General features: G+C 50.8%; 18 protein-coding genes and 1 pseudogene. 6 read left to right on the top strand and 13 right to left on the bottom strand.

The genetic code is table 11. The features are described from left to right. Nucleotides 1-12: 12 nt before the first annotated feature. The 3 genes from B157_RS0113295 (at nucleotide 13) to B157_RS0113285 (ending at nucleotide 2970) form a co-directional block, all read left to right on the top strand. Nucleotides 13-843 carry a transglutaminase family protein gene (locus B157_RS0113295; protein WP_020603808.1) on the top strand — a complete coding sequence of 277 codons (831 nt, stop codon included), beginning with the start codon at nucleotides 13-15 and terminating at the stop codon, nucleotides 841-843. Between the two features lie 98 nt (nucleotides 844-941). Continuing rightward, nucleotides 942-2354 (top strand): phosphoglucosamine mutase, encoded by a 1413-nt coding sequence (glmM, locus tag B157_RS0113290; protein WP_020603807.1) that lies wholly within the window; start codon nucleotides 942-944, stop codon nucleotides 2352-2354. 253 nt (nucleotides 2355-2607) lie between these two features. Beyond that, the gene (locus B157_RS0113285; RefSeq protein WP_020603806.1) at nucleotides 2608-2970 is read left to right on the top strand and encodes a YtxH domain-containing protein; all 363 of its coding nucleotides are present in this window, start codon (nucleotides 2608-2610) and stop codon (nucleotides 2968-2970) included. Nucleotides 2971-3181: 211 nt separating this feature from the next. Here B157_RS0113285 and B157_RS0113280 read toward each other — a convergent pair whose 3' ends face one another. The 3 genes from B157_RS0113280 to B157_RS40270 form a co-directional block, all read right to left on the bottom strand. Then, on the bottom strand, nucleotides 3182-3700 hold the full coding sequence (locus tag B157_RS0113280) for a heme-degrading domain-containing protein (protein WP_026308679.1): 519 nt from the start codon (nucleotides 3698-3700) through the stop codon (nucleotides 3182-3184). A 102-nt stretch (nucleotides 3701-3802) separates the two neighbouring features. Next, complete coding sequence (locus tag B157_RS0113275) at nucleotides 3803-4813, bottom strand: phytanoyl-CoA dioxygenase family protein (protein WP_020603804.1); 1011 nt, start codon at nucleotides 4811-4813, stop codon at nucleotides 3803-3805. Between the two features lie 127 nt (nucleotides 4814-4940). Beyond that, on the bottom strand, nucleotides 4941-5126 hold the full coding sequence (locus B157_RS40270) for a hypothetical protein (RefSeq protein ID WP_020603803.1): 186 nt from the start codon (nucleotides 5124-5126) through the stop codon (nucleotides 4941-4943). A gap of 43 nt (nucleotides 5127-5169) precedes the next feature. On the opposite strand from B157_RS40270, the gene B157_RS35295 reads away from it, so the two are divergent. Next, complete coding sequence (locus B157_RS35295; RefSeq protein ID WP_020603802.1) at nucleotides 5170-5859, top strand: helix-turn-helix domain-containing protein; 690 nt, start codon at nucleotides 5170-5172, stop codon at nucleotides 5857-5859. Nucleotides 5860-6228: 369 nt separating this feature from the next. Here B157_RS35295 and B157_RS0113260 read toward each other — a convergent pair whose 3' ends face one another. The 5 genes from B157_RS0113260 to B157_RS0113240 form a co-directional block, all read right to left on the bottom strand. After that, the gene (locus tag B157_RS0113260; RefSeq protein WP_026308677.1) at nucleotides 6229-7242 is read right to left on the bottom strand and encodes a zinc-binding alcohol dehydrogenase family protein; all 1014 of its coding nucleotides are present in this window, start codon (nucleotides 7240-7242) and stop codon (nucleotides 6229-6231) included. Nucleotides 7243-7492: 250 nt separating this feature from the next. Then, a complete protein-coding gene (locus tag B157_RS0113255; RefSeq protein WP_020603799.1) occupies nucleotides 7493-8854 on the bottom strand; it encodes a hypothetical protein in 1362 nt (453 codons plus the stop codon). A 117-nt stretch (nucleotides 8855-8971) separates the two neighbouring features. Next, a complete protein-coding gene (locus tag B157_RS0113250; RefSeq protein ID WP_020603798.1) occupies nucleotides 8972-10870 on the bottom strand; it encodes an AAA domain-containing protein in 1899 nt (632 codons plus the stop codon). 138 nt (nucleotides 10871-11008) lie between these two features. Next, the gene (locus B157_RS0113245; RefSeq protein WP_026308676.1) at nucleotides 11009-11575 is read right to left on the bottom strand and encodes a dihydrofolate reductase family protein; all 567 of its coding nucleotides are present in this window, start codon (nucleotides 11573-11575) and stop codon (nucleotides 11009-11011) included. 39 nt (nucleotides 11576-11614) lie between these two features. Beyond that, entirely contained in the window at nucleotides 11615-12076 is a 462-nt protein-coding gene (locus tag B157_RS0113240; protein WP_020603796.1) for a VOC family protein, read from the bottom strand. A gap of 285 nt (nucleotides 12077-12361) precedes the next feature. On the opposite strand from B157_RS0113240, the gene B157_RS0113235 reads away from it, so the two are divergent. Next, nucleotides 12362-14113, top strand: a complete 1752-nt coding sequence (locus tag B157_RS0113235; protein ID WP_020603795.1) for a PQQ-dependent sugar dehydrogenase — start codon at nucleotides 12362-12364, stop codon at nucleotides 14111-14113. A 200-nt stretch (nucleotides 14114-14313) separates the two neighbouring features. On the opposite strand, the gene B157_RS0113225 is transcribed toward B157_RS0113235, so the two are convergent. From B157_RS0113225 to B157_RS35290, 5 genes are all read right to left on the bottom strand, one after another. Next, nucleotides 14314-15756, bottom strand: a complete 1443-nt coding sequence (locus B157_RS0113225) for a family 43 glycosylhydrolase (RefSeq protein ID WP_026308675.1) — start codon at nucleotides 15754-15756, stop codon at nucleotides 14314-14316. A 361-nt stretch (nucleotides 15757-16117) separates the two neighbouring features. Then, nucleotides 16118-16876, bottom strand: a complete 759-nt coding sequence (locus B157_RS0113220; RefSeq protein ID WP_020603792.1) for a hypothetical protein — start codon at nucleotides 16874-16876, stop codon at nucleotides 16118-16120. A 312-nt stretch (nucleotides 16877-17188) separates the two neighbouring features. Then, nucleotides 17189-17740, bottom strand: a complete 552-nt coding sequence (locus B157_RS0113215) for a hypothetical protein (RefSeq protein ID WP_020603791.1) — start codon at nucleotides 17738-17740, stop codon at nucleotides 17189-17191. A gap of 270 nt (nucleotides 17741-18010) precedes the next feature. Beyond that, on the bottom strand, nucleotides 18011-18640 hold the full coding sequence (locus B157_RS0113210) for a response regulator (protein ID WP_020603790.1): 630 nt from the start codon (nucleotides 18638-18640) through the stop codon (nucleotides 18011-18013). Nucleotides 18641-18683: 43 nt separating this feature from the next. After that, the gene (locus B157_RS35290) at nucleotides 18684-20423 is read right to left on the bottom strand and encodes a tetratricopeptide repeat-containing sensor histidine kinase (RefSeq protein WP_281168463.1); all 1740 of its coding nucleotides are present in this window, start codon (nucleotides 20421-20423) and stop codon (nucleotides 18684-18686) included. 33 nt (nucleotides 20424-20456) lie between these two features. On the opposite strand from B157_RS35290, the pseudogene B157_RS0113200 reads away from it, so the two are divergent. Further along, nucleotides 20457-20702 (top strand): annotated as a pseudogene (locus tag B157_RS0113200) (ISLre2-like element ISRsl1 family transposase); the annotation flags it as partial.

The raw sequence follows: 20702 nt of genomic DNA, 5'->3' as shown, positions 1-20702 counted from the left end.
CAACAAAAAAACATGAACCTCCACGTTCGGCACGAATCAGAATACACATACGATATGCCGGTGGCTCTGGGGCCGCAAACGCTTTACCTGTATCCCCGCATGTACCCCTACCAGCGGCTGCTGTCTTACAAATTATCTATTGATCCGAAACCAGCCCAGATTGTACGGAATATCGATGTTGAAGGCAACGTACAGCAACTGGTGTATTTTAGTCAGCCAACGCGCTACCTGAACGTTTGCGTCGAGATTGAACTCTATTCAGAAGAGTTTAACTCGTTCGATTTTGTTTTATTCCCCTTTGACACGCAAACCGTACCGTTCCGGTACCCCAAAGAAGTGGAGTCCCTGCTTCGTCCCTATCTGGAGCGGGTGGACATATCGGAGCATATAGAAACCTGGGCCCGGCGGCTGGCTTCCGGATCGGGGTGGCAGACAACCTCCTTTTTAACGACGCTCAATCAAACGATTCGGGAGTTCACCTACGAGATCCGGGAAGAGGGCGCGGCCTTCCCGCCCGAACAAACGCTGAGCCAGCGGAAAGGCTCCTGCCGCGATTATGCAACGCTGTTTATTGCTGCCTGCCGGAGCCTGGGCATCGCGTCCCGGTTTGTGAGTGGCTACCTATTTGGCAATCCCCAGCAGGAGCATGAACTTCATGCCTGGGCAGAAGTATACCTGCCCGGCGCAGGCTGGCGGGGCTTCGACCCCACAGAAGGGTCGGTGGTGGTTAACCGGCATATTTTTCTGGCCTCAACGGGGCAGCCCGATCTGGTTGCCCCCATCAGTGGTATGTTCACGGGCCGGGCCAAGTCCGTCCTGCGCTCAGAACTAACGTTTCTATAGCGTCTATAGCATTAATGAGCTGTTAAAGCTTTGTGCTGCTTACCATCACTATTTCCTATCTTTGCCCCCATATTTAACGTATTTAGTAAACCCAGCACGTGGCATTAATTAAGTCTATTTCCGGGATTAGAGGAACGATTGGGGGGCGCAGCGGAAACGGGCTGACACCCCTGGATGTAGTTAAGTTTACAGCCGCCTTTGGCCATTGGCTCAAACAACAAAGCCCTGACCGACAAACCGTTGTGATTGGGCGGGATGGCCGTTTGTCGGGAGAAATGGTATCCAAACTGGTAGCAGCCACCCTACAGGGCATTGGGTTGAACGTTATAGATTTAGGCTTGTCAACAACGCCAACGGTGGAGCTGGCCGTAACGGGCGAAGAGGCAGCGGGGGGCATCATTCTGACCGCGAGCCATAATCCTATTCAATGGAACGCCCTTAAACTACTCAACGAAACCGGTGAGTTTATCTCGGCGCAGGATGGAGCTGATGTACTGGCAATTGCCGAAACCGAGTCCTTCGACTTTGTGGAGGTACGTAAACTAGGGCAATACCGGACCGACTCAACCTGGCTACAGAAGCATATCGATCTGATCCTGGATTTGCCGCTGGTTGACCGCGATGCAATTGCCGGACGAAACTTCCGGCTCGTTGTTGATGCCGTCAACTCAACTGGGGGTATTGCCGTTCCGCTCCTGCTGGAAGCACTGGGCGTAGAAAAAATCACGAAACTCCACTGCGAACCAACGGGCGACTTTGCCCACAACCCCGAACCACTACCCGAAAATCTGCGCGACATTATCAAGGAGATGCAGAAAGGCAATGCCGATCTGGGTATCGTGGTAGACCCGGATGTGGATCGGTTAGCCCTCATTTGTGAAGATGGCTCTCCCTTTGGTGAAGAATACACGCTGGTTTCGGTCGCTGATTATGTACTCAAACACCGGTCGGCCATTGGTGAGCTACCAGGCAATACCGTTTCAAATATGTCGAGCACCGTTGCGCTGCGCGATGTGACCCAACGATACGGTGGGCAGCATTTTGCCTCGGCCGTGGGAGAGGTCAACGTAGTTGAGATGATGAAAGCAAACCAGGCGGTAATCGGTGGTGAAGGGAACGGCGGTATCATTTACCCCGATTTGCATCACGGACGCGATGCGCTGGTGGGTATCGCTTTGTTTCTTACCCATCTGGCTAAATCGGGGCGATCGGCATCCATGCTTCGCCGGACCTATCCCAACTATTACATCTCCAAAAATAAAATTGAACTGACCGCCGATATCAATGTAGATGCCGTGCTGGAACGGATAAAGACCAAATACGCCCGTAATCCAATCAACACCATAGACGGAGTCAAGATTGAGTTTGATAAAGAATGGGTACACCTTCGGAAGTCAAATACGGAACCTATAATCCGGATATACTCCGAATCGGATACGCTCGCTACGGCTGACTACCTGGCCAGAAAAATCATTGACGATATCCGGGAATTGATTTCAGAGAAACGTTGACTGTTCCTCTCTTAACCGAAATGTTACCGGGCCGCTATGCACACGTAGCGGCCTTTTTATTTTAGTTCACGCCTACGAATGGCCCCTAACTTGTAGAAAAAAGTACCCACTACACAAATTGATTTAGTGCCTATAAACGCCTGAACAAAATTCAATTCACTGATAGTCAATTTATTGCCAATTCACTCTAGGTTATGGCATAATTTTCCCTGGTCAGTCATCAATCCCAGAACGAATTAAAAGATATACCATTATGAGCTTTTTAAAAGGAGTATTAACGGGTTTGGCGATTGGCTACCTGACAGCCCCCCGCAGCGGTAAAGACACGCGTGAGAAGTTGACGAAAGGTGCCAATGATTTACAGAATCAGTGGGAAGAGGGCCTGAACCAGGTGAAATCCCAAATCGATCAGTTTACGGGTAAGGCTGAAAATCAGGCAGACCGGTACGCTGACGAAGCGGAGCAGATATTCGATAAGTACAAGGATGAGACGCAGGAGACAGTCGACTACAAGCGCGACCAAACCAAAACGGCTTACAACAAGTCGGTCGATGAAACGGCCTCGGCTGCCAAGTCAGGCATAAACGATGCAAAGGATGCCCTGAAGTTCAACTAGCAATAGTAATGCACAGGGATGAAGACAGTCCGGCAATTTTTGCCACGGACAAGCTTCTCATTGACATATATACCCGTTTTCTGGCCTGCTCTAATAGAATGTATTCTATGGGAGCAGGCCGTTTTATGTTATCAGCTCCACGAAAAAGGGGATTGACTGGACCGCATTATAGACTTTACAAAACCGTTTAAACGCTATCCATTTTCTTCAATCAATCATCCATATCATCCGCCGGTCCGAGTGCCAGTTCGCTCAATGACCGATTAAGCCAGTTGGCCAGCACTTCAACGATGATATTGTGGTCATCGCGCATCGGCAGACCCGATACCGCGATGGTTCCAATGCACCCCATACCGCGCAACAGAATCGGGAATCCCCCGCCCGCCGTGGCATGGTCCCGCAACGAAAGTCCCGACTGTTCAGTGAGCGTCGTTCCTTTCTTCCGTAGCTCCATCCGCATGGCGTAGGAACTTCGGTGAAACCGTTGTACCACGTTGCGCTTCCGCCGAATCCAGTCGCCGTTATCCGGCGTTGTACCGGGCATCGCGTAGAAGAACAACGGAAAATCCGTTAGCTGAATCTCAATAGCGGCTGCTTTACCACGGGCTTCGACCGCTTCTTTCAGGTGCATACCCAGTTGCCAGGCCATATCGGCCGAAAAGGAATCGAATTGTAGCTGTTCTTCCTGAAGCGCCAGCCGCGCCATGTCGTCCTCAAGTATTGTGTTCATGGGGTAAAGCTAGGAAAGCTTTCCCCTATGCTCAAAAAAAGTATTTGGGAATACCCGTTCACAGGATAGACTAAATGAACAGTAAAGCAGCCAGCCCTACGCCTACTCATCCCACAAGTCGAGACCGAGGAGTTTACGGCCCAGTTCGTTCAATTCGGCGGTTTGGTGACGGTCACGCTCCCAGTGGCGTGGGTCGCCGGGGAAGGCGTACCCTTCGGGGGCTACCCGGTCGCGCCAGGAGGTGATGCGCCACTGCCGCAACGCTTCGTTATCTTCTTCGGCGGGCATCATGGATATGTATTGCGCTATTCGTACCTTATTACCGGAGCGGTTGGGCCGGATGCCGTGGGGTTGCGTACTATTGAAAATCAGCAGATCGCCCGCGTCCATTTTCACCTTTACCAGTTTGTCTTCCAGCCCCGTGATGTCGGGTTTAAACCGGTTGCGGTCTTCGGGTTGGGTGAGTTTCCAGGTGTCGTAATTTCGGTAAAGCTCAGGGATGCACTGGAAACCACCCATATTTTCGTCGTTCTGGTCGGCAAGGGCCAGCACACCCTGCACGTTTTGCGGCCGGGTTTCGGGGTCATAATCCCAGTGAATAAAGCCTTTGAAGGTATCTTCCGGGCGCAGGGGCAAGTTCAGGTTGGCCCGGTCGATGGTGACCCAGAGTTTTTCGGTGCCCCAAATATCGACGAAGGCGTCGTAGACCCGCGGCATCTGTCGGTTGTCCCACTCATACTGGTGATTGTACAGTTCGACCATGCCACTCCCGGCCAGTTCCTTCATCTTCATCTCAGCGCGGGGTGGCGCGTACCAGGTAGTGGGGTCACTGGGGTCTTTTTCCTCAAATTCCCATAGGAAATTAGCCAGCCGTTCGGCCTGCTCGCGGGGAACGGCCTGTTTGATCACGATATAGCCGTTCTCTTTCCAGAACTGCCAGTCAGCTTCCGACAGCACCCGCAGGGGTTTATCGGCGTCGTTGCCACTACGGTCGTTCAGTTTGAGCTTGCTGCTGGTTGCGGTTGAGGGGTTACCCGGAATGTCTTTGTGCGCATTATTAGGGGCCATACTTTGTGCCATCGTGGGTGTCATTGTGGCTGGCGTTACTTCCATGTCAGTAGTGTTTAGACGTGATTTTATTGTAACAAAGGTAGTTTAGCGGTCAGGATAGCTGTTACGACAAAACTGGCCACTTTTTGCACTATATTGCTCTTCTTATCGCTTTTTAACACTTATCAGGTCATTTTATGGCAAAATCGTCTACTATATGAAGATTGCGCTGGAACAAATCACCCCGGATGTCGATAGTTCGTTCCACCTGCTGGTGACGCCCCGGCTGAGCGACGTTCTTCTGTGGCACTACCATCCGGAGTATGAGATCGTTTTCATCGAGGGAGCCAGCGGCACCCGGCACGTGGGCGACCATATTTCGCGCTATGAGGGTAGTGACCTGGTGTTTATCGGTCCCAATGTACCCCACCTCAATCGCTCCGGCGACCCGGTTCGATTACGGCGTTACCACCGACCACCGCGAGGTGGTGGTGCAGCTGAAAGAAACCTTTCTGGGCGAAACGTTCTGGCAGGCCCCCGAATTTTCAGCGATTACAGCCCTGTTTCATCGGGCACGCTCGGGCGTTTCGTTTTACGGCGAAACCAAACAGCGGGTGGGAGAAAAGCTCAGCCAGTTAGCCGGTCTGCCCGCTTTTGAGCGACTGCTGGCATTACTGAGCATCTTTCAGGAACTGGCCATCAGCACTGAGTACACATCCCTGCATGGGCAGGCCGTGACGAGTGCGTATAACCTGAAGGAGCAGCAACGGCTGAAACAGGTCAACCAGTTCATTGCGGAGCAGTACACCCGCAAGATCGACATTCCGGAAGTAGCCGCGGTGGCCAGCCTGACGGAGTCCGCATTCTGCCGGTATTTCAAACGGATAACGCACCTCACCTTCACGCAGTTTCTGAATCAGTACCGCATCAGTCAGGCGCAGAAACTACTGTTGCTGGATTATACGGTGTCAGAAGCCTGTTTTGCCTGCGGCTTTGAAAGTCTGTCGTATTTCAATAGGATTTTCCGGCGGGTCACGAACGAAAATCCGTTGCTGTTTAAGAAGCGACACCAGGTCCCGGTGATATTCACGCAACAGGCCAACCCATGATCATCCAGTTCAGTCAGCAGGAGATAACTGACATGAGACGCTACCTCGACAGAATCGAGTCGGGCGAAACCCAGCAACCGGACGCGGAATGGACCAGGCTCTTCCATTTCGATCAGTTGCTGACTGCCTGCGCAGCGGATCATCAGCACGAACGTGCCGCGCAACCCTGCTTCTCAGGTTAGCAACCCAATCTGTTCAGTACGGCTACAAGAAGCTGCTTGAATTAATCGCTTTGGCCCGAAAGTGCATCTTTTGGCGATAGGCCGCGTTACTTTTTTCGCCCGTAGCTACAGCTACGAACTCAAAAAGTGCCTCGCCTACCACCAAAATCTACTAATTTCTGTCTCAAATCGCTAACTCAAACAGCTTCTAAAACATGATAACCAGCTTACCGATGGTTTTCCCGGATTCCAATTGTGTATGGGCACTTTTTACCGTTTCGGACGACAGTCCGTGCAACACCTGATTCACTATTGGAACCAGTGTGCCAATTTCCAGTAAGGCAGCTACGCGGTTCAGGATTCGGTGCTGTTCGATCATGTCGTCGGTCTGGTACGTTGACCGGGTAAACATCAGTTCCCAGGAAAACGTCACGCTTTTGCTCTTCAGCTTGTTCAGCACAACCGGCTCGGCACTGCCCGTAATGGAGGCAATGTGCCCCTGCGGCTTGATCAGTTCGGCCATAGCATCCCAGTATTCGTTAGTGTTTACAAAGTCCACAATGAAATCGACGTGTTGAATGCCCTGACTTCTGACTTCATCCACTAAATCCTGGTGGTTCACCACCACGTCAGCCCCCATTTTATGGCACCAGTCTGCGGTTTCGGGGCGTGATGCCGTTGCAATGACCCGCAGGCCCAGTAACTTTTTAGCGAGCTGAATCGCTATCGAGCCAACCCCACCAGCACCACCAATGATCAACAGGGTTTTGCCCGCATCCCGTTCGGGACTTAACCGCATCCGGTCGAAGAAAGTCTCCCAGGCCGTCAGGGCAACCAGCGGAACACCAGCTGCTTCTTCGATTGAAAGGTTTGCCGGTTTTTTGCCGACCAGCCGTTCGTCGATGAGCTGGTATTCGGCGTAACTACCGGATTTGGTAATATCCCCGGCATAGTACACGGCATCGCCCGGGTTGAAAAGGATTACGTTTTCGCCTACGCTTTCTACCGTACCAACGGCATCCCAGCCAATGATTTTGGGGGTATCCAACACCGTATCTTTAGCTGAATTCTGCCGGACTTTATAATCGACCGGGTTGACAGAAACCGCCTGTATCTTCACCAGCAGGTCGTATCCGGCAGGCACTGGTTTTTCGATGTCGACATCCAGAAAACTGTTCGGGTCGGTAATGGGTAACGAGGTTTTAAATCCAACGGCTTTCATGGTCATTCAGAAGTTAATGCAAGTAGATGATAAAGATGTAACCTGCGTTTTGCCCAAGCTGTTCCTTTGCACATCTAACCTCACGCCCATTCCCAGGCGCTCTGATAAGCATCCAGCCCCTCGGCGTAGATGATGAAATTGGAGAAGAACGGTAGGCTTGTCGTTACTGCGGGGTCACGGAAATGTACACGATATTGCGCTCCTACTCCAGGAAACCAGGAAAAAAAATCTCATTCTACCAATGGGTATGCTACGGCTCAGGTACGTACCAGAACGGAATAGCCACCATTTCGTCGGCCTCTTTTTTTCGGGGGTCCTGCACGGACACCCGAAGCAGATTACTGCCTGTTTTTAAGTTGCCAGGCACCAGCACCGTTTGCCAGCCGCGTTGTTCCTGCATCCCGGCTTTGGTAAAGAACAGGTCGGGCTGGGTGTAGACCGAATCGTTGACGGTGATGCGAATCAGTTGCTGAATCTGTTGCCGACTCCAGGTAGCAAACAACCGGCGACGCTCCTGTCTCGACAACGTATCGCTCCAGACGGGTTCGGGTGCCACCCGCGTAAGCAGCGTGTCGAGGGCTTTGGGATACCCAATGAACAGGCGCAGATAAGGCTCCCGTATCACGTCTGACTGAATGGATGCCACGTCGACGGAGGTCCCCTCCTGGCGTTGGCTATCGTAGGACGCAGGATTAATGTAAAGGCTATCGATCCGGGCTGTATAGAGATGACGGCTGTTAAGAAACGATGCCCGACCGTTGCTTTTGGCTGTATCGGCGGTGTATTCGAGGATGAATGTCACAAAAAACACCACCATAAATAGGGCAAACGTCTGAAACAGCTTGCCGGGCCGGATATTGCTGTAAAACGTGTTGGTGACGTAGGACGTGTGTTTGTACGTGCCCAACGCCATCAATTGCATCAGCTTGGTTAACCGGTAATTGAGTTGAATGCCCCTGGGTGTTTCTTTTATCTTCTTTTGACTCAGCACGATAATGGCTATGTAGAACACAGCCACCAGGGTACCCAGGGCAATTTTGACCCCAAACCAGACATTGGCTGGTACATTGGGTTGAACAACTAAGTAGATTAGTAGCCCCAGCATATAGAGTACAGCTACCACGATCAGAAAAAATACAAACTGAAAGGCGAGGGCAAACACGATGTTGCACCGTTTGTCGAGCCAGAGAATATAGCGGTCCAGGGGGCCGAGTTCGTCAGACAGTCGTTGCTGTGCGTAGGGTGTCGAGAATGGAATGCGGTCGTAGCGAATGCCCGACGGAAAAACAGCCAGTAGACCCACCAGCCCCACCCAGAAAGCCCGCATCACGAAGTTAGCCAGGAAGGCCGCAAATAACACATAACAGGTGGCCCGTATCAGGCTGTAGGCCAGCGACGGCAGCATGGCCGCCGGGCCGTCGGTCTGAGTCAGAAAATTAAACCGGATATAGCTGAACGCGTACTCCAGCAGGTCGGGCAATTGCAGAATGGCGAACATAGCCACCCCCGAAATGGCTAGTTCGAGGTTCCAGCTTTGGGTAGTTAACTCCCGGAGCTTGTCCTGGTCGTCAGGTGTAAGTTGTGAAGCAGACGGTGGGTTGTTGTCAGACATGGGTACTTATAGGCGCTGGTGGTTCAGATTCAGGCGGCTCGTAACATCGCTTTGGCAATATCGACACATTTAGGTTAGGCTACTGTTCCCAACACAGGAAAGTTCATCAGGCCAGCCTCATGCCCATTCCCAGGCACTCTGATAGGCGTTCAGACTTTCGGCGTAGGTGATGAAATCCGTGTAGAACGGCAGGCTCGATAGGGTAGCACTGTCGCCAATGACGATCAGTTTCTTCCGCGCGCGGGTCATGGCCACGTTCATCCGGCGAATCTCCGACAGAAATCCAATTTCCTGTCTGTCATTGCTGCGGGTCATGGAAATATACACGATATCGCGCTCCTGCCCCTGAAAACTGTCGATGGTGTTCACCGAAATACTGGCCCGGTACGGCTGTACCTCAGGGGCATGGCTGAGTTGCTCGTTCAGCACCGCCAGTTGCTGTTTGTACGGCGAAATAATCGCGATACTGGGAAAACTGGCGGGTGTGTAGGTCTGGCTTAGTTCAGTCACTGCCTGCGTCAGGTGTTTGACCAGCAGGGCCGCTTCTTCGGGATTGGTCGAACTCGTACCCGCCAGTTTTTCCTCGAATCCACAACCGGCGGTGTCGATAAACAACAGGGCACTGTCGCCGGGAAACAGCGCGTGGCTCGCGACGGATGCGTGCGCCCGCAACAGATTACCGTAAAACACCCGCGACGAATACCCCATAATGTGCTCGTGCATCCGGTACTGCTCGTCCAACAGATTCACCGCTTCGGGGTGCAGCGCAATGCATTTTTCGAGCAGGGTAACATTTAACCCCTGCCGGGCAGCTTCCATTGATTTTATCGTGGGTGCCAACTGAAACGGGTCACCCGCCAGCACCACTTTCTGCGCTTTCAGGATGGGTATCCAGCAGGCGGGTTCGAGGGCCTGCCCGGCTTCATCGATCACGACAGTCTGGAACGTCAGGTTGCGGACCATGTACTGGTTGGACCCCACCAGCGTCGCCGTGATGACCTGCGCTTTCCCGATCAGGTCATCGATGATGTACTGCTCGGTATTATTGACCTCCTTCATGATCCGGTGCGCTTCATCGAACAGGGCTTTCCGCTGGTCACGCTCGGCCTTGCCAAAACTGCGCTTGTACTTGTGGGCCATGTTCTTGAACTCGGCAGCCTGTTTCTTGAGCTTCTTCGACTCGCGCATCATCGGGTGATCGCTCATTTTATGGTCCAGCGTGAGCGCCATCAGCCGTTCCGACACCCGGCTGGGGTTGCCCACCCGCAACACGTTCAGCCCTTCTTCGTGGAGTTTCTCGCTCAGCAGATCGACGGCCGTATTGCTGGGGGCTACCACCAGAATCTGCTTATGATCCTGCTTATTCAGGGCCTTGATCGCCTGCACCAGCGTGGTGGTTTTGCCCGTGCCGGGGGGACCATGTACGATAGCTAGTTCATTGGCGGCCAGAATTTTGTTGACTGCCCGGTTCTGACTCTCGTTGAGCCGGGGAATGGAAACGGGCGGGAGTTCGGGGTGAAAGGTGGGCGCGGCCACGCCCGTAAGGATATTGACGAGCCGGTTTTTTCCGCCCTCGGCGAGGGTATTGGCCAGTTTGACTGCGTCCTGCATCTCGTCGTAACTCTTATCGTCGAAGAGCATTTCGATGCCCAGTTTCCCATCCCGCGACCAGTCGGGCAGTTCATCCGTCAGCAGGGTGATTTTGAGCCGGTTGCCGCTCTGGTACGAGATCGTGCCTTCGACGCGGTCGGTTTTGGGGTCGTGGTTGCTGAACAGCAGGGCGGGCATACCAGCCCGTAGCTGATGGGAAATATCCTGATGAGTCGTCCGTTCTACTTCGACGGTTACGTAATCGCCCCGACTCATTTCGGAACCCCGGATGGCGATGGGATACCAGGTCAGGCCGTTGGCCCGGCGCTCGGCAATACTGGTCGACTGGGTAAGGTTATGGTACTGGATGCGGTCTTCATCCCGTTCCAGTTTCAGCAGGTCGAGCAGCTTCTTAAAGTAATCCATACCACAAAGGTAATCCAGAAAGCAAACGGGATTTGGGGATTACGATTAGTGAGCAGTTGGTGACCGATGGCGATTGATAGCCATAAAACAATAATTCAGAAACGAAGCAATCGGCACTTGCTCAACAATGAGGCTCTGTCAATCGATATTTGGTTTGTAACTCAAAACAATTTTACCCCCAGGATAGAGTCTGGATTGTAGGGGTGAAAATTTCTGCGTTCTGCCAAGCGATTTAAAAATTGGCATACCGTTGCCGATAGCGACCGGATTTACAATGAGATGGTATTCGTCAATAAGTCCTTCCTTTATTAGTGATGAAACAAACCCGGCACCGCCGTAAACAATAATATCTTTCCCGTTTTGTTTTTTTAAGTTGGCAATCTCATCGGCCAGATCTCCTTTTGCCAAACTGGTGTTGTTCCAGGTCGATTTGTCGAGCGTTTTGGTGAAAACAACTTTTGGGATATCGACCATTTTCCTGGCAAATGAATTGTCCGGATCGGCACTGACCGTATTCTCCCAATGCCTCACAAAGTCGTCTGTCATTTTCCTACCCAGCAAAAGAGTGTCTGAAGAATCAACGAGGGAGTTGATAAACTGCCAAAGCTGGTCATCTGGATTCCAGGTCATCCAATCCTGTTCGCCATTGGGCCGGGCAACATATCCATCTATGGACATCTGTATTTGTAATTTTACTTTTCTCACGGTGTTCTACTGTCTATTTTTCACGTTAACACTTGCCGACTAGGCCTGTTCCAGCGCAGCAATGTCCAGTTTAGTCATTTTCAGCATGGCCTGCATCACCCGCTTTGCTTTCTCCGGGTCTTTATCGCCCAGCAGCCTGCCCAGCACCGAGGGAACAATTTGCCACGACACCCCGAAAGCATCTTTTAGCCAGCCACACGGGCCTTCCTGCCCACCTTCGGAGAGTTTCTCCCAATAACTATCGATTTCGGCCTGGGTTTCGCAGGTAACGAAGAGCGATATACCGTTGGCAAATGTGAAATTAGGACCACCGTTCAGCGCCATAAACTCTTGACCATAGAGCTGAAACGAAACGGACATTACCATGCCGGCCGGTACGGGAGCCCCCTCGCCGTAACGACTGATTCGGGTGATTGATGCGTTTTTAAACGTGGAAGTATAAAGCCTTGCGGCTGCTTCGGCCTGATCGTTGAAGGTCAGGAATGTCGTGATTTTCTGCATATTGTTTACTGGTTTGCTATCAACAAATATAGTGCAGTTTAGAGCAGCCGAAGGGGGACAAAAACGACAGGGTGCAGGTTTTTTCGCGACTATCTGGCCACCCATAATTCAACTACTCATCCGTTGGTAGACTATAAAGCGGTTCTCAACCGCCGATAAAAGGGCCAATAAACACAGGGCAACCATAAATTAATCACGAAACCGCTAAAGAAAAGGGAGTAAAAAGGCTTTACCCCCTAATCAAACCCTTTGGGCTTCTCTCAGATAAGGGGGTCAATAAATCCTATGATTCAATCCTTTATTCGCTGTTTTTATCTGACAGGGTTATTCCTGTGCTGTGCCGGACTGCTCATCGCCCAAACGCCCGGCCGGAGTCCGAGTCAGCCCGCCCTATACAAGACGTCGGATCAGACGCCCCTGCTGGCGCAGGGGAAGCAGTTGTTCCAGACGAACTGTTCGGCCTGTCATAACTTTTCGCAAACGGGCATCGGTCCCAATCTGGCCGAAATACCCACTGACATTTCACCGGCCTGGGTGCAACGGTTTATCCGAAATGCCCCCCTGCTCATTGAAGACGGTGACAAACGGGCTAACCAATTGTATCGGCAGTATAAACTGATGATGCCCGCTTTTACTCAGTTGAGCGACACCGAAGTAGAAGCACTGACCCAGTACATTGGTGCAAATCGAAGACAATCCACGGCCTTAGCCGAGGACAAAACGCTGGGGGCGGCTATCAGCGACCCGGTGCCGCAAAAGATTGGCTCGTCGGGTCTGCGCCTGATGCTGGACGAAATTACGACCGCCCCCATTACCAACGCCCCGCCGGCGGTGGCCCGCATTAACACCATGCGGGTGTTGCGGCAGGGTGCACAGGAGCAGCTATTTATCGCCGATCTACAGGGAATTTTGTACCGAATGCAGGATAAAAGCCTGCAAACCGTGCTGGACTTGCGGGAGCAGTTCGCGCAGTTTATCAATAAACCGGGTTTAGGTACGGGTTTTGGCAGTTTCGCGCTTCATCCGTTATTCACTCAAAACGGCCTGCTCTACACCACACACACCGAAAAGGCAAAAACGGCCCCGGCAGATTTCACCTATGCCGATTCCATTCCGGTAGCCATGCAATGGGTGGTAACGGAATGGGCGATTGAGAACCCCTCAGCCACTTTTTTCAGGGGCAAGCCCAGGGAATTGATGCGGATCGACATGGTATCACCCATCCACGGTATGCAGGAGATTGCCTTCAACCCATTGGCTACCCGGGGTAACCCCGATTTCGGCAACCTGTATATCGGCATTGGCGATGGCGGAGCAACCGAAAATGGCTACTATTTCCTGTGCAACGACAGCCGTAAAATATGGGGTAAACTATTGCGCATCAACCCATTGGACCGAAATAGCAAAAATGGCCGATACGGCATTCCGGCCGATAATCCCTACGCGAACGATTCCTCGTCCATGGGTGAAATCTATTGTCGGGGTTTCCGGAACCCGAACCGCTTTTCTTGGCTACCCGATGGCCAGCTATTGGTAGCCGACATCGGGCAAACCAACGCCGAAGAGTTGAATCTGGCCGTTAAAGGAGCCGATTATGGCTGGCCCGAACGAGAAGGCACGTACCGGATCAATCACCGGGCCAAAATGGATAAAGTTTACGCTCTGCCCCCAACCGAGAATCCCGGCACATACCGCTACCCGGTTGCTTTTTTTGACCACGACGAGGGAAATGCGATTTCGGGCGGGTACGTGTATTCGGGTAAGGAAATACCCCTGCTCAGGAATAAATACGTGTTTGGCGATGTAGTCAGTGGCCGGGTGTTCCTGGTAGATGATGCGCAGTTGAAGCAGGGGCAGCAGGCTACAATAACCGAACTGGACATCCGGATCAATGGTCAGCCAACTTCTTTTAAAGAACTAAATCAGGGTAAAAAAGCGGACCTCCGAATCGGGGAAGGTCCCAACGGGGCACTCTACTTCTTCACTAAAACCAACGGCAAACTATACAAAGTAACAGCCTGTACACCCATTCCCTGACACTCCTCGTTTGTTCAGTCATTGTATTTTGAGACAGACGATCCCTCACACAATCATCAACTGTCGACCATTTTTTGGGTTATGGTTGCTGAACCACCAGGCGGGCAGCTTTTCAACGTAATCCATACCGCAAAGGTAAGCCAGAAAGCAATCGCGGTTCGGGGTGTTATCCTGATTGAACCGTACCGACCGACGTGGTCTCAGTAAGCCCTAAAATTCCATTTGGAATTATCGCTGCTGAAATCAAATTCTGCCAGTGTCGGTGTGCTGTCTCCGGACGATACCAGCGCGAGTTTCTTTCCTGAATTGGGAACGGTCCTGGGCATTATCCGGTAGGTACCATCTGTCAATTGGTCGATTCGCCAGAGCTGTTCGGGGGTGCCGGTAAAGGCCGGTACGGTTATTACTTCGGCATCGGCAGTGGCCGCTAAAGCCCGCTCCGTTCCTGCCAGTACAATTTTATAATAAGGTCCGCCCAAATACCCGGTGGAATCAGGCGCATCGGTAATTGTCCACTGTTGATGGGGACGGGACATATAGTCGCCTATTCTCAGGTTAATGGTACCCGTTGGCCAGTTTTTTAGTACATCGGCTAATTGCTGGGCCGGAACGGGTTTTATGGGTTCATTGTCGGACTGGCTAAACCGCCGTGGTGCAACGGGCATTCGGGTAAAATCAACGGCCAGTTCCAAGCCATATCCCCTTCTTACGGATTCAATTTCATACGTGCCTTCTTTAAACTTTTCTCCGGCAACAGGCCATCCATCTTTCCAGACCACCGGCAGTATGCCCAGTACGCTGCGGCCACCCTGCTCTAAATCGGCTTCGTAATGGATGGACATCTTCTCAACGCCTTTCTCAAGAACGATATGGCCAAAATGGCCGGGGCCGATCAAGCCGCCACGAGTAGCAACCACCAGTTTGCCGCCCCCTTCCAGCATGCTTCTGCCTACATTATCGAAGTAAGGACCGGTTACTTGTTTCGACCGGCCAACCACCACATTATAGGTCGAGTTGGCCCCGTCGCAGCAACTGCCGTGCGTGGCCAGCAGGTAGTACCACCCGTCTCGATACACTAACGTGCTGGCTTCACATACGATGGCTACATCGACGGGTTTGTTACCCGCTTTAAGTTTTCCGGTTTTGGGGTCTAATTCGATCAGGCGGGTGAAGCCAAAATAGGTGCCGTAACTTAGCCAAAGGCGTCCGGTAGTAGGGTCCAGCATAACACCGGGGTCGATGGCGTCATTCTCCTCGTAGCCATCCGACGTAGCCACCACAACCGGTTCTGAGTAGTTGAAATCAGGCGACTTTGGGTCCAGTGTCTTGTTCCACATGGTCAGAATAGCGCCTTTGTGGTTGCCGGAACCGCCGGTTGCTCCATATATCACGAGGTAACGATTACCCAGTTTGATGACATCGGGAGCCGCTCCACCACCCGGCCTCACCCCGCCCCCGTACCAGGTCCAGCCATCGTCGGAAATCAATCCGCCACCGCCCGTACCGAATGTGTAATACTTGCCGTCACATTCGGCGACGGTTGAGGGGTCATGGATGAAGGGTCTTCCGACCTGGGCTAATCCTGTCTGTGTTGTCAATAAAGCGAATAAGGCTGTCAGGCAGGATACGTTCATTCTTTTCATGTAAGTGCTCAGGTATAAACAGGATAGGATATTTTGAAACGGCTTTTCTGTCATCCCGACAGCGGAGGAATCTTTATTCTCCTGAAGGCCGGGCGGCCCGTGCCGGACTTTGTCTAAATACGAGTTATGTCCCCTTATTGATTTGTAGTTATTAACCGCCGTTTTACCACCCCCAACCCCCTCCTAAAACAGGATGGGGCTATGCAACGAGGTCTCCTTTTCCAGGCCCCCTCCTGTTTTAGGAGGGGGTTGGGGGTGGTAAAGTCTGGCGGCATTTCTGCGGTTAATTTATTAAAATCATTCAGGGGATTTAGAAGTGGAGCAGATTAAAGAAAAGGAAGCTTTAACAGACCAATAAATTCTACTGATAAGTAATACCAAAGCCTTTTACGGGCGCCCCTTTTTCATCGATAAAACGAACACAGAAATTAGCCATTCCCGGTCCGTTTATGACCGCCCCACGGATGACATTCTTCCCCTTTTTGAGCGTTAAACGGGCAGACGTACCATTGTCGGCAATCATATCCCGGTCGCCAGAAAGCAGCAACGCTTCCTGGCCGTTCAACCACCACATACTACCAGAATTACATCCGGCCGCCAGCCTGACATTATTGATTTGTTCGGGGCAATTGACGACGGTGACAAGCCAAACCAGTATTCCAAATCTTGGCTGGTTCAGGGCGTAGGTAAAATGGTACAGATTAACGTTGAATGCCTTGCTATCCAACGCGTACCACGTCAGATCCTGGTTTCCCACGTTTACCGTTTCGCCATTTTTGGGAACGGTGGTGTAATCGGGGGAAAAATTATCGGTGGAAAAAGCGGTTCTGAGGTAGTTGTCCGTGAATATGTTATTCCGGGCAATGTCCTTCTTCACCGGTTCCAGCATGAGCCAGCGCTGAATAAACCCCTTGGCACCAGGTGCTTTTTTTGCGGCAGAGGCTGGCGTAAAGTGTTTGGATAAGGTATGTGTCGTATCGCCCTTTATGGGTATGGGAGGCAGGGGTGGTCGTTGTCCCGGACCCGGCCCCTGTGCCAAAGCGGAAAGGCCCCCGAGTTGCAATCCGGCTAAAAGGACAAACGTTAGAGCGGGCAACAGGAAGTTGTCTTTTCTGTTCATGGTAGATTCCTTCTGTAATCAGTACTGTCAGAGACAGTAAGCTTACTTTAGGCAAACCTACTCAACGAAGCGAATAAAATGGGATCGGTTTCGTGCGCCTTAAAAGCGTGATAATGCACATGAAATGGAACCAGTGCGATGTGCTGAACGGCAGAATGGCACTTACCATTAAAGGCAACCTCAGCCGCTCTGACACGCGGCTGAGGTTGCCCTGCCTTCCTCTCAAATCATGGAACCAATAATACGTAAATAATCAGTGTTATTTTGCACCGCTGAGGTTTCACCTACTTACCCGTTTGGCACCGATTCGGGTTACCAGGTAACCCGAATCGGTGATGAGAAATTATTGGCTTCATTTCCCTCGGCTATTGAATGGCCACCGTCAGCCTCAAAAACAAGCTCTATAGCCCTGGAACCGTCGGTTGGCATATACTGGTTAGAAATCCAAATATAATCTGAAGTGTCGTTTGAGCCTCCCGCCGGTTTAGTCCACACTGTATTCGGTGCTAAGTCAGTCGTCCGTCGGTACGACCGTAGATAGCGATTGTAATAGCTAGTTGCAGACTTACGCATCCGCTGATACACTTTTATCTCATCGTACTGTGTTGTCGAAACGAATGATGTGGCTGTACCGATGTTTTTCTCCATGATAGTAACTTGAAATATTCGCCCTCCAGCCCCATCACCAACAGTGCTGCCACTGTAGATCACTCTGTCAATTTTCAGATCGACATTAGCAATCTTACGCGCACTAGCGTCCGATTTTGTTTGGTTTTGCTGTGGCTCAACAACGGCCATATCCTGCTTTGAGCAGCCAAAAAGCACCAGAACAGTACCTACGAGTAATAATGATAGCGTTTTCATACTAATTGATAGTTAAGTGATTGGATACGAATGAATACGCCAGTGAGTTGCCTGAAAATGGCTTATTGCTGTTCCCCTTGGCGATGTACAAAGGTGGTATAACCCGCCACATGACACAATACCATATTCGGGTTATAAGTTGTACAGAAGATTCGTTATGAGGTGGTTATGAGAGACCAACAGGCGTTTTTTCATAAAACAGTGAAGGTAGAGGCAACAAAGCGGTTGCCACCCCAAAACAGGGAGCCTATAGACGTTGGTTAGTCTGACTTATTTCCCCTGAGATACTTTGTAGAGGGCTTCGGTAGCGCTGTTTACGTGGAGCTTCCTGTAAATACTTTTGATGTGAACGCGCACCGTTTCGATGGAGATGGCTAACTGAGCGGCCAGCATTTTATAGCTGTAGCCTTTTACCAGAAAGTCTAAAATTTCATTCTCCCGTTTGCTCAGTAGTTCGAGGTTGGGGTCTTTTTTGGTTTCATATTTTGGAATGAAGCCCAGCACTTTCCGGGCAATCGTTCCCGACATGGGCGCACCGCCGTTGAGCACATCAAGGATAGAAGCCTGCAACAGCTCAAGGTTACTTTTCAAAATGTACCCATTGGCACCGGCACAAATGGCGTTAAACACGTTTTCGTCGTCTTCAAATACGGTGAACATCAGCACAGCCACCTCTTTATTTACGGTGCGGAGTTCTTTTACGGCATCGACCCCGTTGCTGTGTGGCATCTCGATGTCCATAATAATCACATCGGGGGTATAGGCCAGCACGTCTTTTTTGACCGAACTGGCATCTGTAAAAGCCGCCACGACCGCTACGGAATTATCCCATTCCAGCATCGTTACCACGCTGTCGCGCAGGGGTTCGTTGTCTTCGTAGATGAGCACTTTTGGATTCATGCGTCAAAAGTAATGCGTACGTTTTGGGTAATCCATACCCTATTCATGGTATTGGTAGTTGCACCAGTATCATCGTACCATCCTGCCCCGGCAGTATCGAGAGTTTGCCCCCCAGTTGGGTAGCCCGGTCGGTCATACTTTTTGTGCCGGTACCGGTAGAGCCGCCTTTCCAGCGACCATTATCCGCAATTTTTACCTCTAACTGCCCATCCTTTTTCGTGAAGAGCAGCGAAACCGCCGACGCACCGGCATGTTTGGCGATGTTGCTGATGGCTTCCTTGCAAATCAGCAGCAACTCTTTACGGGTTTCTACCGACAGTTCGTTGTCCAGCAACGTCTCATCCAGGGAAATTATCGTTTCGATATCCTGCGATTCCAGCGTGTGCGCTGCGTACTCACGTATGCGGGCAACAAGGCTTTCGATTTTCTCATTTTCCGGCCTGATGGCCCAGACAATGTCACTCATTTTCTCCTGTACTGCTTTGCTTTGACCCACAATTTTGGTCAGCATTTCCCGGGCCTGTTCGGGCTGTGAGAGCATCGCTTTCTGGGATACATTACTCAGAATATTGATGCTGGTGAGAGTGCTGCCAATTTCGTCGTGCAGGTTTTTGCTGATGCTGTTGCGAATAGCCAGCAAATCGGCTTGTTGCTGTATTTTTCGTTTGAGTTTAAACCGGTTAAAAAACGTAAACCCTGAAAATAGTAATAGTACAAGGCCGCCCAACAGTAGGTTTCTGACTATTTTCTGGTTAGCTAATTCATTAACGCGTATTTGTTTCTCTTTTTCAGCCAACGCCAATTGCTGTTCTCTGTTTTTAGTAAGCAGACTTTGTTTCTCTAATTCTTCGTCCTGTAATTGTTTTTCTTTCGATAGTATTTCTATTTCGATTTGTTTCTGTTTTACCTCCAGTACATTGCCTTCGATAACGGCATTTTGTTTATCGATTTGAAGTTCTTTTAGTGTTTCCAGCGTATGTAGCCGGGTTATTTCATTATCTTTCTTTTCGGTTTCGTACTGCGTTCTGATTTCCGTTATTTTAGCCAGATTGCTTTTCTCTGCAATACTGTCGCGATAAATAGTATACGTTTTATAATGACTATAGCCTTTTTCATAATCATGGCGGGACACATAAAAGGTGCTCATTTTTTCGTGTGCATTCCCAATATTTTCTTTATTCCTCAACTCGGTAGCCAGGCTCAGGGCACGGTTATAATAATTGATTGACTTCAGCGAATCGTTGGCAACGTTAGCCAGGTTACCTGCCGAAACATACAACCGGGACAACAACTGTTTATCATTACTTTCTTCGAACAGGTTGATGGCTTTATTTTGCCAGTCAAGAGCTTCTGTATAGTTTTTTATCCGCGAATAATAGGCCGACATAGCCGCATATGCCGAAGCCAGTAACTTTGGCTTTTTCACCTGTTGGGCATAGGCAATAGCTTGCTGTAAGTGGTTAAAGGCCAAAGGGTAGACTCCTTTTAAAATGTAAAGCTGCCCAATGTTTAAATTGGTGATAACCAAGCCATTCGTATCATTCAGTTTCTCCCGGATTTCGATACTGCTTTTCTGGTATTGAATGGCATCATCTACCTTACCCATCAAATAATACAGCGACGCTATGTTGCTATACGTTTCGCCCATACCGGCCAGGTGGCCGTTTTTTTCGTACAAACCAAGGGCTTTTACAAAGCTATCCATCGCCTTGTCTTTATTGCCAAGAGCCAGATAAAGCGAACCAAAGTTACTATAGACTTCGGCTGTTTTTTTGGGTGCAATTCAAATTGTCGCAACCATGTCGTAGCTTAGGGCATGCCTGACGAACACTCCCTGCCCTTCACCGAAGAAGAATATGTGGCTTTGGCCCGCCAGAAATATAGCGAACTCAAAGCCCTCAGAAGTAAGCCTACCTTCTATGACTACGAGAAGTCATTTGAGGAGATTTGGCTCGACTTGGGGCGACAAGTCCTGGAAAAGAGTCTGAGTCAGGTACCGACTGATCGTCGTAAAAAAAAAGATGAAAACACGCTTTGGACCCATACAGATAGCTAATAGTGA

Source organism: Spirosoma spitsbergense DSM 19989 (genome assembly GCF_000374085.1).
Taxonomy (GTDB): Bacteria; Bacteroidota; Bacteroidia; order Cytophagales; family Spirosomataceae; genus Spirosoma; species Spirosoma spitsbergense.
The sequence above is the reverse complement of the archived record's forward strand: the minus strand, read 5'-3'. Positions and strand labels throughout refer to the sequence as shown.

Bases quoted from the DNA above. Each gene is read 5' to 3' on its own strand.
- B157_RS0113240 (WP_020603796.1), bottom strand. From the start codon at position 12,076: ATGCAGAAAATCACGACATTCCTGACCTTCAACGATCAGGCCGAAGCA.
- B157_RS0113275 (WP_020603804.1), bottom strand. From the start codon at position 4,813: ATGGAAGTAACGCCAGCCACAATGACACCCACGATGGCACAAAGTATG.
- B157_RS0113285 (WP_020603806.1), top strand. From the start codon at position 2,608: ATGAGCTTTTTAAAAGGAGTATTAACGGGTTTGGCGATTGGCTACCTG.
- B157_RS0113250 (WP_020603798.1), bottom strand. From the start codon at position 10,870: ATGGATTACTTTAAGAAGCTGCTCGACCTGCTGAAACTGGAACGGGAT.
- B157_RS0113235 (WP_020603795.1), top strand. From the start codon at position 12,362: ATGATTCAATCCTTTATTCGCTGTTTTTATCTGACAGGGTTATTCCTG.
- B157_RS0113260 (WP_026308677.1), bottom strand. From the start codon at position 7,242: ATGAAAGCCGTTGGATTTAAAACCTCGTTACCCATTACCGACCCGAAC.
- B157_RS0113295 (WP_020603808.1), top strand. From the start codon at position 13: ATGAACCTCCACGTTCGGCACGAATCAGAATACACATACGATATGCCG.
- B157_RS0113220 (WP_020603792.1), bottom strand. From the start codon at position 16,876: ATGAACAGAAAAGACAACTTCCTGTTGCCCGCTCTAACGTTTGTCCTT.
- B157_RS0113225 (WP_026308675.1), bottom strand. From the start codon at position 15,756: ATGAAAAGAATGAACGTATCCTGCCTGACAGCCTTATTCGCTTTATTG.
- B157_RS40270 (WP_020603803.1), bottom strand. From the start codon at position 5,126: ATGGTCGCCCACGTGCCGGGTGCCGCTGGCTCCCTCGATGAAAACGAT.
- B157_RS0113280 (WP_026308679.1), bottom strand. From the start codon at position 3,700: ATGAACACAATACTTGAGGACGACATGGCGCGGCTGGCGCTTCAGGAA.
- B157_RS0113210 (WP_020603790.1), bottom strand. From the start codon at position 18,640: ATGAATCCAAAAGTGCTCATCTACGAAGACAACGAACCCCTGCGCGAC.
- B157_RS35295 (WP_020603802.1), top strand. From the start codon at position 5,170: ATGTACCCCACCTCAATCGCTCCGGCGACCCGGTTCGATTACGGCGTT.
- B157_RS0113255 (WP_020603799.1), bottom strand. From the start codon at position 8,854: ATGTCTGACAACAACCCACCGTCTGCTTCACAACTTACACCTGACGAC.
- B157_RS0113215 (WP_020603791.1), bottom strand. From the start codon at position 17,740: ATGAAAACGCTATCATTATTACTCGTAGGTACTGTTCTGGTGCTTTTT.